This is a genomic window from Nocardia yamanashiensis, assembly GCF_021183565.1.
In the GTDB taxonomy this organism is placed as follows: Bacteria; Actinomycetota; Actinomycetes; order Mycobacteriales; family Mycobacteriaceae; genus Nocardia; species Nocardia yamanashiensis.
Window position 1 is genome coordinate 7,441,428 of sequence record NZ_CP089226.1, and the last position, 13,785, is coordinate 7,455,212.

Annotated in this window: 15 protein-coding genes; 6 read left to right on the forward strand and 9 right to left on the reverse strand. The window is 67.6% G+C overall.

Annotated elements, in window-relative coordinates:
* Nucleotides 1–23 precede the first annotated feature (23 nt).
* Nucleotides 24–896 carry a YdcF family protein gene (locus tag LTV02_RS34235; RefSeq protein ID WP_233035738.1) on the reverse strand — a complete coding sequence of 291 codons (873 nt, stop codon included), beginning with the start codon at nucleotides 894–896 and terminating at the stop codon, nucleotides 24–26.
* Between the two features lie 164 nt (nucleotides 897–1,060).
* Here LTV02_RS34235 and LTV02_RS34240 point away from each other — a divergent pair, with 164 nt between their 5' ends.
* On the forward strand, nucleotides 1,061–1,336 hold the full coding sequence (locus LTV02_RS34240) for an Lrp/AsnC family transcriptional regulator (RefSeq protein ID WP_067717463.1): 276 nt from the start codon (nucleotides 1,061–1,063) through the stop codon (nucleotides 1,334–1,336).
* A gap of 4 nt (nucleotides 1,337–1,340) precedes the next feature.
* On the opposite strand, the gene LTV02_RS34245 is transcribed toward LTV02_RS34240, so the two are convergent.
* The 3 genes from LTV02_RS34245 to LTV02_RS34255 form a co-directional block, all read right to left on the reverse strand.
* Nucleotides 1,341–1,688 carry a hypothetical protein gene (locus LTV02_RS34245; RefSeq protein WP_233035739.1) on the reverse strand — a complete coding sequence of 116 codons (348 nt, stop codon included), beginning with the start codon at nucleotides 1,686–1,688 and terminating at the stop codon, nucleotides 1,341–1,343.
* Nucleotides 1,689–1,775: 87 nt separating this feature from the next.
* The gene (gene trpD, locus LTV02_RS34250) at nucleotides 1,776–2,831 is read right to left on the reverse strand and encodes an anthranilate phosphoribosyltransferase (RefSeq protein ID WP_233035740.1); all 1,056 of its coding nucleotides are present in this window, start codon (nucleotides 2,829–2,831) and stop codon (nucleotides 1,776–1,778) included.
* A gap of 46 nt (nucleotides 2,832–2,877) precedes the next feature.
* Complete coding sequence (locus tag LTV02_RS34255) at nucleotides 2,878–3,294, reverse strand: hypothetical protein (RefSeq protein WP_233035741.1); 417 nt, start codon at nucleotides 3,292–3,294, stop codon at nucleotides 2,878–2,880.
* Between the two features lie 176 nt (nucleotides 3,295–3,470).
* Between LTV02_RS34255 and ctaE the strand changes: the two genes are divergently transcribed.
* The 4 genes from ctaE to qcrB all read left to right on the forward strand — a co-directional run bounded on the left by ctaE (nucleotide 3,471) and on the right by qcrB (nucleotide 7,797).
* Nucleotides 3,471–4,082, forward strand: a complete 612-nt coding sequence (gene ctaE / locus LTV02_RS34260; RefSeq protein ID WP_067717455.1) for an aa3-type cytochrome oxidase subunit III — start codon at nucleotides 3,471–3,473, stop codon at nucleotides 4,080–4,082.
* A gap of 93 nt (nucleotides 4,083–4,175) precedes the next feature.
* On the forward strand, nucleotides 4,176–5,039 hold the full coding sequence (qcrC, locus tag LTV02_RS34265; protein WP_067717452.1) for a cytochrome bc1 complex diheme cytochrome c subunit: 864 nt from the start codon (nucleotides 4,176–4,178) through the stop codon (nucleotides 5,037–5,039).
* Nucleotides 5,036–6,184: a cytochrome bc1 complex Rieske iron-sulfur subunit gene (qcrA, locus tag LTV02_RS34270; protein WP_233035742.1), complete on the forward strand. Its 1,149-nt coding sequence runs from the start codon at nucleotides 5,036–5,038 to the stop codon at nucleotides 6,182–6,184. The genes qcrC and qcrA overlap by 4 nt, the downstream gene beginning before the upstream one ends.
* The gene (gene qcrB, locus LTV02_RS34275; RefSeq protein ID WP_233035743.1) at nucleotides 6,181–7,797 is read left to right on the forward strand and encodes a cytochrome bc1 complex cytochrome b subunit; all 1,617 of its coding nucleotides are present in this window, start codon (nucleotides 6,181–6,183) and stop codon (nucleotides 7,795–7,797) included. Before qcrA ends, qcrB begins: the two co-directional genes overlap by 4 nt.
* Before the next feature lie 69 nt (nucleotides 7,798–7,866).
* On the opposite strand, the gene LTV02_RS34280 is transcribed toward qcrB, so the two are convergent.
* The 3 genes from LTV02_RS34280 to LTV02_RS34290 form a co-directional block, all read right to left on the reverse strand.
* Nucleotides 7,867–8,652, reverse strand: coding sequence for a preprotein translocase subunit SecD (locus LTV02_RS34280; protein ID WP_233035744.1), 786 nt, complete (start codon nucleotides 8,650–8,652; stop codon nucleotides 7,867–7,869).
* Between the two features lie 101 nt (nucleotides 8,653–8,753).
* A complete protein-coding gene (locus LTV02_RS34285) occupies nucleotides 8,754–9,356 on the reverse strand; it encodes a class I SAM-dependent methyltransferase (RefSeq protein ID WP_233035745.1) in 603 nt (200 codons plus the stop codon).
* A 23-nt stretch (nucleotides 9,357–9,379) separates the two neighbouring features.
* On the reverse strand, nucleotides 9,380–9,835 hold the full coding sequence (locus LTV02_RS34290; protein ID WP_233035746.1) for a MarR family winged helix-turn-helix transcriptional regulator: 456 nt from the start codon (nucleotides 9,833–9,835) through the stop codon (nucleotides 9,380–9,382).
* An 89-nt stretch (nucleotides 9,836–9,924) separates the two neighbouring features.
* Here LTV02_RS34290 and LTV02_RS34295 point away from each other — a divergent pair, with 89 nt between their 5' ends.
* A complete protein-coding gene (locus tag LTV02_RS34295; RefSeq protein ID WP_233041818.1) occupies nucleotides 9,925–10,770 on the forward strand; it encodes an NAD(P)H-binding protein in 846 nt (281 codons plus the stop codon).
* Here LTV02_RS34295 and LTV02_RS34300 read toward each other — a convergent pair.
* Together LTV02_RS34300 and LTV02_RS34305 are read right to left on the reverse strand one after the other, a co-directional pair.
* The gene (locus LTV02_RS34300) at nucleotides 10,705–12,432 is read right to left on the reverse strand and encodes an acetylserotonin O-methyltransferase (RefSeq protein WP_233035747.1); all 1,728 of its coding nucleotides are present in this window, start codon (nucleotides 12,430–12,432) and stop codon (nucleotides 10,705–10,707) included. The two genes, LTV02_RS34295 and LTV02_RS34300, sit on opposite strands and share 66 nt — an antisense overlap.
* A gap of 53 nt (nucleotides 12,433–12,485) precedes the next feature.
* The gene (locus tag LTV02_RS34305; RefSeq protein ID WP_233035748.1) at nucleotides 12,486–13,694 is read right to left on the reverse strand and encodes an FAD-dependent monooxygenase; all 1,209 of its coding nucleotides are present in this window, start codon (nucleotides 13,692–13,694) and stop codon (nucleotides 12,486–12,488) included.
* Nucleotides 13,695–13,785 lie beyond the last annotated feature (91 nt).

Genomic DNA, 13,785 nt, shown 5'->3' on the forward strand with positions numbered 1-13,785 from the left:
GGAAGGACGGAGGGGATGGGCGGCTACCAGTTGACGACGCCCGGGCCGAAAGGTTCGGCGTTCAGGGGCGTGCGGTCGGGGGTCATTGTCGCGACCACGGCGATACCGGCGGCGCGGAAGTTGTTGAGGGCGCGGCCGATATGGTCCGCGGAGGTGATGAGGAGGGCGGCGTGCGCGCCGATGGCGTTCATCAACTCCGCTGAGAAGGCGGCGTTCTGGACGGTGGAGTTGGCCTTGGTCTCGGTGAAGATGCGGGAGGCGGCGATGCCGCGCTCGATCAGCCAATCGGCCATGGCCTGCGCCTCGGTGACGCCGGCCTGCGGATTGCCGCCGGTGACGATGACCGGGGCGGTGGGGGAGAGCAGGGCCGAGACATAGCCCGCGTGCAGGCGGTTGACGAGCTCGGGGCGCATCTCGCCGTCTTCCTGGAGCCCGTAGCCGAGCACCACGATGGCGGTGTCGGGGGAGAAGAGGGCGGGCAGATCCAGGCCCGGGAGGGTGAAGGTGGTGAACGAATTGATGGTCGCGAGTACGTCATTGGTGACGCCGGAGACCGCGTCGGGCTGGGTGTCGGCGTGCGCGGGCACGGCCGCGGCGGTGCCGATCATGGTGACCGCGGCGCCGGTGGCGAGCACGCGGGCGGCATAGATCCGGAACCAGTTCGGCTCCGCCTTGCGATGGCGTCCCGCGCCCGACCGCCACTGCCAGGTGGGCAGCTGCCACTCGGCGCGCAGGCTCTGCCAATCCGGGCGCAGGCTGGGCAGATTGATGCGGGCCGCCGCGCGCCGGCGATGCCGGCCCGAGACGCCCGACCGGGAGGCGAGCGTGAGGGTGCGCGGCGCCGAAGCGGACGCGCGGTGACGGACGGATTTGGATGAACGGAGCTGTGCGAACATCGCGACCCCCTGGGCAGTCAACATTGTGACCACTAGCCGGTTCACATTTCGGTCCATGATGGCGTGAAACGGCCGGGTGGGTAGGCCATTTCACAAAATCAAGATCCGATTTGTCCGACTGGGTCAACAGTGGCGGACCGGGTCAATCCCCTAGAGTTGGCCCCATGATTACTGCCATCGTCCTGATTCACGCCGAGTCCGCCGCCATCCCGGAGACCGCGCAGGCGGTGGCCGATATCGACGGCGTGGCCGAGGTCTTCTCGTGCGCGGGCGACGTCGACCTGATCGCCAAGGTCCGGGTGCGCGACCACGAGCAGATCGCCGAGGTGGTGACCGGCCGGATCAACAAGACGCCGGGCGTGATTCGCACCGACACCCACATCGCGTTCAAGTCCTACTCGCGCGCCGACGTGGAAGCCGGTTTCTCCATCGGCGAATAGCCGGTTACTCCGGCTGGAACGAGGCCCCGAGCGGATTCGCGCTGTGCCCCGGATCCACCACATTGGTGACGCCGCCCTTGCAACCGGGCAGCAGATACACCCGGACCGCTTTGCCGGTGTTGTTGGTGACCGACAGGCGCCGGGGCACCTTGCGCACCGTCATGCACCCGGTCGGATCCGGATAGTCCTCGCCGTCCACCACCACGGTCCCGCCCTCGGCGGCCTGGCGGACCGGATGCGTCGAACTCTGCGCCCCGGCGGGCACCCCGGCGATCAGCAATGCCGCCGCCGCGACCACACCGGTCACCATCAGTCCGGCGCGTAGTCCGGGCTTCCACAAGGCGGCTCGCATAAGGCCGAACTGTAGCCCGCTACCAGGCTTTTCAAGGCGGAACAACACACCTGGCCGGAATCCGGCCGGTCCGTCGCCGCCGATCGCTCAGTTGTCGCCGAGCTTGTTGGTGACCTCGACCCAGCGCTCCAGCAGCGCCGCGGCCGCACCGGTGTCGATGGCCGCGGCCACCCGCTCCAGCGCCGCGGCCAGCTTGTCATGGATATCGGCGGCAGGGTCCGAGCCGGGCAGCTCGTACGCCACCACGGCGGCGGCCGAATTCAGCAGCACCGCATCGCGGACCGGCCCGCGGTCGCCGGCCAGCATATTCCGGGCGATCACCGCATTGAGGGAGGCGTCGCCGCCCTTGAGGGCCTCCGGAGCCACCCGCTCGATGCCGAGTCGCGTTGGGTCGATGGTGGTTTCGGAGCGCTCGCCGCCCACGACCACCCAGGCGTCGGTGGTATCGGCGGTGGTGATCTCGTCCAGGCCGTCGTTACCCCGCACCACCAGCGCCGATGCCCCGCGATCGGCGAACGCGCCCGCGATCACCGGCAGCAGGTCCGGGAAGGCGCAGCCGATCAGCCCCGCGCCCGGCTGGGCCGGATTGGTCAGCGGCCCGAGAATATTGAAGACGGTCGGAATGCCGATCTCACCGCGCGCCTGGCTGGCGAAACGCAGCGAGGGATGGAAGACGGGCGCGAAACAGAAGCCGATGCCGACCTGGCGCACGCATTCGGCCACCGATTCCGGGCCGAGGGCGATCTTCACGCCCAGCGCTTCCAATACATCCGCGCCGCCGCTCTTGGAGGAAGCCGCGCGGTTGCCGTGCTTGACCACGGGAATCCCGGTGGCCGCCACCACGATCGAGGACATGGTGGAGATGTTCACGGTGCCGGAGCGGTCGCCGCCGGTGCCGACGATATCCACGGCCGGAGTTTCGACCCGCACGCGGCGCGCGTGCGAGAGCATGCCGGAAGCCAGTCCGCCCAGTTCGGCGGGGGTCGGGCCCTTCATCTTCATGGCCACGCCGAACGCCGCGATCTGCGCGGAGGTGGCGCTGTCGGTGAAGATCTCGTTCATGGCCCACGCGGCCTCGTCCTCGGACAGATCATTGCCGTCGGTGAGGATGCCGAGGATTTCTCGCCAGCTGCGCGCGCTCATTGCTCTGCCTTCCGGGTGTTGTTGCCGCAAGCCTAGTGCGACGGGCCTAATTCTTTACGCCTGGTTCGCGACCCGCCGGTTGCAGGGCGTCCCAGCCGAGCACGTCGCCCTCGTGCCGCTGGGCGATGGCGGCCATCCGGGAGCGCTCCTGCGAACAGTGCAGGGCATCGAGCACCTGCACGCGCTGCAACACCAGCTTGGCCGGATCCGACTCGTCGACCGACCCGGTGTCATAGCCGAGCTGCCCCGCGATGATCTGCACCTCATTCACCCGCACCGTGGGTATGCGCAGGTGATGCCGGAGAACGACCGGTTGGTCCGGAGTCCAGTTCAGGGCCTTCCCCAAGGCGGCCGAACACGCTTCCGCGTCATCGAAACTCGACGCCACCACGACCAGATCCGGACGCCCGGCATCCAGTTCCGTTGTCCCGCCGCGCTTGAACAATCCGCGCCACCACGCCATCGGCTCACACTCCCTCGAAATCCGGCTCAGGTTCCTCTTACCTGGGCAATCTAGGCTGCGTCGTGACACGCCGAGCGGTCGTTGAGAGACCCGCTCGCCCTGCGGTTTCCGACACGTACGACAAAGTTTCGTACCCGCCTACTCCTGTCGTACTACGACAAGTCATACTTACCGGCGTGACGACCGCAGTAGGGACCCCAGGATCGGCCATTACCCAGCGTGTGCATTCGCTGAACCGGCCCAACATGGTCAGCGTCGGTACCATCATCTGGCTGTCGAGCGAGCTGATGTTCTTCGCCGGCCTGTTCGCCATGTACTTTGTCGCCCGCGCTCAGGCCCACGGGAACTGGCCGCCGGAGCCGACCGAGCTGAACCTGAAGCTCGCCGTGCCGGTGACCGCCGTCCTGGTCGCTTCGTCCTTCACCTGCCAGATGGGCGTGTTCGCGGCGGAGAAGGGCGACGTCTTCGGTCTGCGTCGCTGGTACCTGATCACGCTGATCATGGGTGCGTTCTTCGTCGGTGGCCAGGGCTACGAGTACTACCACCTGGTCGCCGAGGGCACCTCGATCTCCAGCTCCGTGTACGGCTCGGTGTTCTACATCACCACCGGCTTCCACGGCCTGCACGTGATCGGCGGTCTCATCGCGTTCGTGTTCCTGCTGATCCGCACCACGCTCAGTAAGTTCACCCCGGCGCAGGCCACCGCGGCCATCGTCGTGTCCTACTACTGGCACTTCGTCGACATCGTCTGGATCGGGCTCTTCGCCACGATCTACTTCGTCCGCTAACCCCGGGCGCAGCGCTTCGACGGCAGCCAGCCCCCGCCGTCGGCACCAACACTTTTTGTACAAGTCGGTTCCGTCTACTCCAAAGGGACACAGATGAGTTCATCTCCCCCGTCAGCGCCAGATCCCAGCGAAGGGAACGGCGAGGCCACCAAGACCCGGAAGCAGCGTCGTATGCGGCGCAAGCTGGCCGGCGGTCTGGTTCTTCTGATGGGCCTCGTCGGAGCCGGCTTCGCGGCCGCGGCCCTGACCCCGCAGGCGCAGGTCGCAACCGCGCACGAGGACCAGTCCGCGCTGATCCGCGAGGGCAAGCAGATCTACGACACCTCCTGCGTCACCTGCCACGGTGTCAACCTGCAGGGCGTCCAGGATCGCGGCCCCAGCCTGATCGGCGTCGGTGAGGCCGCGGTCTACTTCCAGGTCTCCTCCGGCCGTATGCCGGCCGCGCGCAACGAGGCTCAGATCGAGCGCAAGCCCCCGAAGTTCGATGCCCGCCAGACCGACGCCCTGGGTGCCTACATCCAGGCCAACGGTGGCGGCCCGACCGTGCTGCGCGACGCCAACGGCGAGATCGCCCAGGAGTCGATCATCGAAGGCGCCGACCTCGGCCGCGGTGGCGAGCTGTTCCGCATGAACTGCGCCTCCTGCCACAACTTCACCGGCAAGGGCGGCGCGCTGTCCTCCGGCAAGTACGCGCCGCCGCTGGAGGAAGCCTCCGAGCAGCAGATCTACCTCGCGATGCTGACCGGCCCGCAGAACATGCCGAAGTTCTCCGACCGGCAGCTGACGCCGGAGGAGAAGAAGGACATCGTCGCGTACATCAAGGACCGTATGGAGACCAAGTCCGAGGGCGGCTGGGGCCTGGGTGGCTTCGGTCCCGCCACCGAAGGTCTCGCCATGTGGCTGATCGGCATCGTGGCCCTGGTCGGTTCCGCGATGTGGATCGGATCCCGGTCATGAGCGAACAGGAGCGAAACAGCATGGGGGCCAACCCCACCGAACCCACCGATGAGCAGCTCGACGCCATGTCGCGCGACGAGCTGGTCAAGCTCGGTACCGAGCTGGACGGCGTCGACGTCGCCTACCGCGCCCCGCGCTGGCCGGTGCCCGGCACCAAGGCCGAGAAGCGCGCCGAGCGCAAGGTCGCGCTGTGGTTCGCCATCTCCGCGCTCGCGGGCGCGGCGCTCATCGGCGTCTACCTGTTCTGGCCCTGGGAGTACAAGGGCCGCAACGACGAAGGCAATGCCGCCTACACGTGGACCACTCCGCTGTACGGCCTGACGCTGGGTATCTCCATCCTGGCCATCGGCATCGCCGTGGTGCTCATCCGCAAGCACTTCATCCCCGCCGAGATCTCCGTGCAGGATCGCCACGACGGCGCCTCCTCCGAGGTCAACCGGCGCACCCTGGTGGCGCAGCTGCAGGACGCGGCCGACACCTCCACCCTGGGCCGCCGCAAGCTCATCACCCGCACCGCGGGCCTGGGCGCGGGCATGTTCGGCATCGGCGCGCTGTTCGTCTTCGCCGGCGGCATGATCAAGAACCCGTGGGCCAAGGGCGACAAGTCGCCGCTGTGGGTCTCGGGCTGGACCCCGGACTACGAGGGCCAGACCATCTACCTGCGTCGTGACACCGGCCGCCCCGAGGACGTCGTCCTGGTGCGCCCGGAGGACCTGGACGCCGGCGCCATGGAAACCGTCTTCCCCTGGAAGGAAGAATGGCGCGGTAACGAGCACGCGACCCTGGAGTCGCTGCGCGGTATCCGCAACGCGGTCATGCTGATCCGCTTGCGCACCAAGGACGCCGAGCACGCCATCAAGCGCAAGGGCCAGGAGAGCTTCAACTACGGCGACTACTTCGCCTACTCGAAGATCTGCACCCACCTCGGCTGCCCCACCTCGCTGTTCGAGCAGCAGACCAACCGGATCCTGTGCCCCTGCCACCAGTCGCAGTTCTCCGCGACCGAATGGGGTAAGCCGGTCTTCGGTCCCGCCGCCCGCGCGCTGCCGCAGCTGCCGATCACCGTCAATGCCGAGGGCTACCTGGTGGCCGTCCACGACTTCATCGAAGCCCTCGGCCCGGCCTTCTGGGAGCGTCGTTCATGAGCCCGAGCAAAGCCGCCGTCCAGGCGAACGAAATGGACGAGCGCTACCACCTGGCCGCGTTCGCCAAGCGCTCGATCAACAAGGTCTTCCCGACCCACTGGTCGTTCCTGCTGGGTGAGATCGCGCTGTACGCGTTCATCATCCTGCTGCTGTCGGGTGTGTACCTGACGCTGTACTTCGACCCGTCCATGTCGGAGACCGTCTACAACGGCGCTTACCAGCCGTTGCGCGGTGTCACCATGTCGCGGGCCTACGAGACCGCGCTCGACATCTCCTTCGAGGTGCGCGGCGGTCTGTTCGTGCGCCAGGTGCACCACTGGGCGGCGCTGCTGTTCGCGGCGTCGATCATCATCCACCTGTTCCGCATCTTCTTCACCGGCGCGTTCCGCAAGCCGCGTGAGGCGAACTGGGTGATCGGCTCGCTGCTGCTCATCCTGGCGATGTTCGAAGGCTTCTTCGGTTACTCGCTGCCGGACGACCTGCTCTCGGGTACCGGTCTGCGCGCGGCGTTCTCGGGCATCACCATCGGTGTTCCGGTGGTCGGCACCTGGCTGCACTGGCTGATCTTCGCCGGTGACTTCCCGGGCCACATCATCATCCCGCGTCTGTACATCGCGCACGTGCTGCTGCTGCCGGGCATCATCCTGGCCCTGATCGCCGCCCACGTGGCGCTGGTCTGGTACCAGAAGCACACGCAGTTCCCCGGACCGGGCCGCACCGAGAAGAACGTCGTCGGCGCCCGCATCATCCCGGTGTTCGCCGCCGATCAGGGTGCGTTCTTCGCCTTCACCCTCGGCGTCGTCGCCATCATGGGTGGCGTGCTGCAGATCAACCCGATCTGGAACCTGGGTCCCTACAACCCGTCTCAGGTCTCCGCGGGTTCGCAGCCCGACTTCTACATGATGTGGACCGACGGCATGGCGCGTCTCATGCCGCCGTGGGAGCTGTACCTGGGCCGCTACACGGTCCCGGCGCCGTTCTGGGTCGCTTTGATCATGGGCTTGGTCTTCACCGTGCTGGTGGCCTACCCGTGGATCGAGAAGCGCCTCACCGGCGACACCGCCCGCCACAACCTGCTGCAGCGTCCGCGCGACGTGCCGGTCCGCACCGCCATCGGCGCCATGGCCATCGCGTTCTACCTGGTGCTGACGCTGGCCTGTGTCAACGACATCATCTCGCTGAAGTTCTCGATCTCGCTGAACGCGACGACCTGGTTCTTCCGCATCGCCCTGCTGGTCGCCCCGCCGCTCGCCTACTTCGTGGCCTACCGCTTCTGCATCGGCCTGCAGCGGTCGGACCGCGCGGTGCTCGAGCACGGCGTCGAAACCGGTGTGATCAAGCGGCTCCCGCACGGCGAGTACATCGAAATCCACCAGCCCCTGGGCGGCGTGGACTCGCACGGCCACGCCATCCCGCTGGAATACCAGGGCGCCCCGGTGCCCAAGAAGATGTCCAAGCTCGGCTCCGCCGGCAAGCCCGGCACCGGTTCCTTCCTCTTCGCCGACCCCCCGGCGCAGCAGGAGAAGAACGTCGAGCTCGCCCACGAGGAAGAGCACGCCATGCTCACCGCCCTCGAGGCGCAGCAGCCGACCGGTGGCAACAGCAGCCACTGATCCGGTTCGTGAAAAGGGAAGGCCCCGAGTCGAATTCGACTCGGGGCCTTCCCCGTTGTCCGGGCCGGTTCAGGACGTGAAAGATACCGGGAGCGCGCCGAAACGAAGAGCGTTGGCGAGCTGGGCCGCCGAGTCCTCGGTGAAACGGCCGCTGATCTGAATCTGATTGCCGGTGATCATGGCCTGCACGACCGGCGCCGACAGCACCTCCGAGTCCAGGCTGATGGCGATCCGTTGGTAGAGATACTCGGTGGTGAGCCTCCGCATCAGCTCGGCTGCCTCGGGCGTGAAGTTGATCAGCACCATGTGCTGAGCCGATGCGGAGTCGAGAACGGCTTCGGCCTTCTCGATACCGCCGCCATCGACCGATGACTTGCTCAGTACGAAGACCTCCTTGCCTTCGCTGTCGCACGTCACCAGCGGTAGGCGCGGGTCGTCGCCGCCGTGCAGCGGGTCGGGGTGTGTGCAGGCGATCGAGGCCATCGTCGAAGCCTGCACGCTCGGATCATTGCTCTGTCGAACCTCTTTCGCCACGGTGACCCCCGACCGGGCGGGCGTCGATGCGGTCAGCACGGGGCGAATGGTGAGGTGGGCTGTCCGTGCGAGCGCCTTGGCTCGCGAGCCGTCATCTCCGGGCACCGTGATCACGAGGGCGTTGCCCTGGACTTCCACCGAGGTGCCGTCGAGACCGAGCCCCTTCGCACGTTTCTCGATGATCCGCTGTGCCGTCTGCATAGTTTCGCTCGTTGGCCGGCCGCCGTCCGCGGTCTGCGCGGTCAGCGTCACCGCCGTACCCGGTTTCAGCTTGTCCGGCACCAGACCGCAGCCGCCGAGCACCGCCGTCGCCGCGACCACGACCAGTGCGGTTTGCAGCCCGCCGAACCGAAAAGCGCTGTGCCTCATACCCACCCCGTTCATCGATACAGATCGGAGCGACTATATCGGGGCGACGCCGATCAGCTCGGCTTGGTCCAGGTGAGGGCGTAGCGCCAGAGGAGGAGGCGGCGGAAGTGGGCGCCGGGGAGTTGGGATTCGGCGAGGGTTCGCATTTGGGAATAGGTTTCGGGTGGGGGCCAAGCCACGGGGGAGGGGTGGGTCCATTGGGTGCGGATGATGCGGTGCCAGGTGCCGGCCAGGAGGGTGGCGGCTTCGAAGGGGAGGTCGCGGGGGAGGTCGGGGCGGGCCATGCCGAGGATCGCGAGGGTGCCGCCGGGGCGTAGGAGGTCGCGGATGCGGGTCAGGGCGGTGGGGGCGTCCATGTGGTGGAGGGTGGCGACCGAGACTATGCCGTCGAAGGATTCGGGGGCGAAGGGGTGGGTCAGGAAATCGTCTTGGAGGTAGGTGATTTCGCCGTCTGGGGATTGGGCGCGGGCCAGATCTATGCCGTGTTCGTCCAGGTCGATGCCGGTGACCCGGTGGCCTTCGGCGTGCAGGCGGCGGGCCAGCATGCCTTCGCCGCAACCGATGTCGAGGACGGCGCCGCCTGCGGGGAGGGCGTCCGCGAGTAGACGGTGGTAGTGGATGTTGTGGTTCCAGCGCTCGGCGTCCGGGACGTGCATGGGGTCCATTGTGGCCGAGATGATCAGTCGGGCACGGATTCGGAGGGGGAGAGGGGTTCGCCCAGAAGGTCGAGAGCGGCCTGGTTGATTTTGGCCAGCGCGGTAATCAGGTGGCGGCGTTCGGTCGCGGTGAGGGTGGCGGTGACATCGGCGGCGAGCGCGTGGCGGTCACGTTCGATGGGGTCTCGAAGGTCGCGGCCGTGGTCGGTGAGCCAGAGGCGGACCAGGCGGTTGTCGCGGTCGTCGCGGCGGCGTTCGAGCAGGCCGGCCGCTGCCATGCGGGTGGCCATCTTGACGATGGTGGGGGTGGTGACATTCAGGGCGGCGGCCATTTCACCGGGGGTGCGGCCATCTTGTTCCCAGAGCGCCGCCAGTACGTGGTTCTGGCCGAGATGCAGGCCGTGGCGGCGCATGTCGCGATCGGCCAAGGCGCGCACCGCTTTCGAGGTGCGGCCGAACAGGTCGAGGAACTCGGACATGGGACCTCCGGTCGGTGGCTGCGGGGTATTGCCGGTTGATCGTTAGCCGTCTAGTGTTTTTCGATAGACGGCTAACGATCGGAGATGTGATGATACTGCTCACCGGTGCCACCGGAAACATCGGCCGCGAGCTGATGCCTGCGCTGACGGCCGCCGGGGCCGAGTTCCGGGTTCTGGTGCGGGACCCCGCCAAGGTGAGCCGGTTGGCCGGAGCTCGGATCTTTGTCGGCGACCTGGACGAACCCTCCACGCTCGCACCCGCTTTCGAAGGCGTAGACCAGCTCTTTCTGCTCGTCCCGGGCGTCGGCCTCGATCATGCTCGCCATGCCGTCGCGGCCGCCGAACGATCCGGCGTGAAGCGAATCGTTCAGCTGTCCTCCTTCCATGCCGCCCTGGAACCCCGTCCGGCCATGGGCTCTTGGCATCATGAACGCGAAGAACTGGTGCGGGCCGGCGGAATTCCCGCCACCGTGTTGCGCCCCGGCGGATACATGAGCAACGCGCTGCAATGGGCTCCCGCCATCCGAGCGGGCCGACCGGTCGACGACCCCACAGGCCCCGGCCGCTACGCCCCGATCGACCCTGCCGATATCGCGGCCGTCGCGGCCCGCGTCCTGACCGAATCCGGCCACGAAGGCAAGTCCTACAACCTGACCGGTTCCGAAACCTTCACTGTCGCAGAGCAAGTGGAGGTACTGGCGGCGGAGCTGTCCCGTCCTGTCGAGGTCCGCACCGCCGCCACTGCCGAAGCCGCACTGCGCTCCCGCTACCCGAACGGCGCACCGCCGGCCCTCGCGGCGGCCATCCTCGAATGGTTCACCATCATGCGCGCCGACACCGTCGGCTTCCGCACCGACACCGTCGGTGAACTATTGGGCCGCCCGCCCCGTACCTTCGATCGATGGTGCCGCGCCCATCGAGCCGACTTCGTCTGACCGGATGACTTCGATCAGTGCGAAATCCAGAGGCAGCGTATGGGTTCGGGCGATGAACAGGCCCGCGTCAGCGGCCAGATCGCCATAGTGGGACAAGGTGCGTTCCCGGCCGCCGACATTGCAGAGCATGTGGATGTCCCAGGCGGGTGCGAGGGATGCGGCATCGTTGTCGGGCAGGAGGCGTTCGATCACGTAGAGGCGAGCATGGGCCGGCATGGCCGCGGCGCATCGAGTCAGGATGGTGCGGCAGCGGGCGTCGTCCCAATCGTGCAGCACCCGGGACAACAGGTAGATATCACCACCACCGGGCACCTCGGCGGTGAAATCGCCCTCCTGCAAACGGCATTGGTGCAGGCACCCGGCGCGTTCCAGCGCGGCTCGCGCGGTGACCAGGGCCGAGGCTCGCTCCAGCAGGATGCCTTGTGCCCGCGGCGCGGTGCGCAGCAGTGCGGCCAGCAGCGTGCCGTTCCCGCCCGCGATATCGACGATGGTCTCACCGCCGCCCAGCTCGATGAGCTCGCCGACCTGGCCGAAGATGGCCGCGCTCGCCGCCATCGCATTGTCGAAAAGGGCTGCACCGGAGGGTGTCCCGGAGAAGTACTCGAAGTGGTGCCGGCCGAAATGATGGTCGAATCCGGCTGTGCCCGTCCGCACCGCGTGATCGAGGTGGGCGAAGGATTCGTAGAACGCTCCGCCGTACAACTGCGCCAATGGCTGCAGCGATTGCGCGGCGGAGCTCGAGAGCAGCGCCCCGGAATCGGTGAGCTCGTATCCGTCCCCGTGCGGCCGCACGATATCGAGTTCGGCGAGGTAGCGGAGCAATCGGGCCAGGCTGTCCGGGTCGGTGGCGGTCAGTTCGGCCAGGTAGGCGACCGATGCGCCGGGGGCGGCGGCCAATCGGTCGGCGATGCCGAGGGTGGCGGTGACGGCGAGTGCCTGGGTCGCCCACGCGCCGGTCATCAGGCGGAGCAGGCGGGTGGGCGCGTCGTGCGAGGCATGGCAATGCGCGGTCAAGATCGGCGAATGCCTGCCTGCCACATGCAATTCCAGGCGACGGTACGGGCGGTCCGTCGCGGTGGTGCGGAAGTAGAGAACGGTCGCGTTCTCGTGGCTGTTGTATCCGCCGCCGTCGGCGTGCATGCGGCCGCGACGCAACAGCAGGGTGCGCAGTCCGGCCAGTTCGACCGGGTCGGTGCTCTCGACCTCCAGCGCCAGATGCGATTCGTTCCCGGCGGCGCGTTCGGCGCCCGCGATCTCGGTCTGATCACCGATCAGCGCGAAGATCTCCAGCAGGCGCGGATCGCCGTCCGGGCTGGGTAGCGCGACCCGCACGATCCGCACATCCAGTCTGTCGGCTGATCTCCCGTACCGGGTGGCCAGCCGCGCCCGCACCACCATGGACGGCGTGGCCGGCCCGGCGGTCATCCCGCGCTGCGCCAAGGCAGCAACGAGGGTCTCCGGATCCGGCGGGAACACCAGTACGGCGGTGTGCGCGAAGCGGCACCGGGCCACGATCGCGGCCCGCTCGCCCGCGGTCAGACCGGGCAGCATGGCGTTCAGCACGGCCTCGGTGTCGTAGGTCGTGGCGAATCTCGCCGCGGCGTCCAACTGGTGGAGATCGAACGAATCGAGCTCGGCAGGCGCTGCCAGCGCGGGGGTCACGCGTCCTCCTGAGGGGATGGCGAAATAGGTTGTTCAGTTGTGGGACAGGGAATTCAGAGTCCGACGTAGTTGTCGGCGAAGAAGTCCTGATGCGCCCGGGAGGTTGCCAGGTCGCGCAGGCGGGAACGGCGCAGCACGCGTTGATAGTCGGCGTGTGGATCGCCGGCGGCCGGGGGATGCAGCAGGTCGATCATCCAGTGTGAGAACTCTTGGGCGCGTTCGATTATCGGCGCGTAATCGGCCGTGTATCGGTCCAGGCCGTCGAGGTCGCCGTACCGCACCGCGCTGGTGAGTGCCCGTGACAGGAGCTCGGCGCCCAGGATCGCGAGGTTGGCGCCCTTGGCTGCCGATGGGCTGATCGCGGTGGCGGCGTCCCCGGCGAGCAGCAGGGGGCCGTATCGCAGCTGATCGCGGATCTCCGAACGCAGTCGCACCAGGCTGCGCTCGATGATGGGGCCCTGGGTGAGCGGTCCGTGCCTCGCGATGTCCAGGCGCCGGTTCAACGCGGTCCAGGTGCGCGCGTCATCCCAGTCCTCGGGTGTATCGGCCGGATCGCATTGCAGGTAGTAGCGGGTGATTTCGGGGGTGCGCGGCATCTGTCCCGCGAACCCGTCGGGGTGGACGCCGTACAGCACATTCGGCGAACTCGGCGGTGCCTGCACCAGCAATGCCAGCCAGGTGATCCCGTGATCGCGCACCGCCCGTGACCCCGGAACCGCGGTGGCCCCCACCCCGCGCCCGCCATCGCAGCCCGCCACATAGCGCCCGGTGATCCGCCGCTCCCGCCCGTCGCGGTCACGAACCAGCACCCACGGCCGCTCACTCTCCAGCCCGCCGACGTGTTCCGCCGCGGTCTCGAAATGCACTGTGCCACCGTGCCGCAGAAATTCTGCGACCAAATCGGAAACCAGCGCCTGCTGTGGGTACACCGTATGCACCCCGCGCGAACCGCTTCGCCCATAACGCAATTCGAACCCGCCGTCGGGCCCCCGGAATTCGCACACATCATGCTCGCGACCGCGCTGAAGCAGACCCTCGGCCAGCCCGTGCGTACGCAGTACCCGCACCGCGTCGGGCGCCAAAAACCCTGCTCGAGCGCGGTTCTCGATCCAATGGCGAGACTGCCGCTCCACCACTGCGCATTCGATCCCCGCCGCCCGGAGCAGGTTCGCCAGCACCAACCCGGCCGGCCCCGCACCCAAAACGACGACCTCGGTGTCGATCTCGCCATCCCGGCGATCCATCGACTCCACGTTGCTCACGAAACCGTCCTAACCGAAAGGAAAGTGGTGACGCGGAAGTGTGTTCGGCGGCAGATGTTACTGGCCTTGACAAGTCCAACCCGGCATTGCT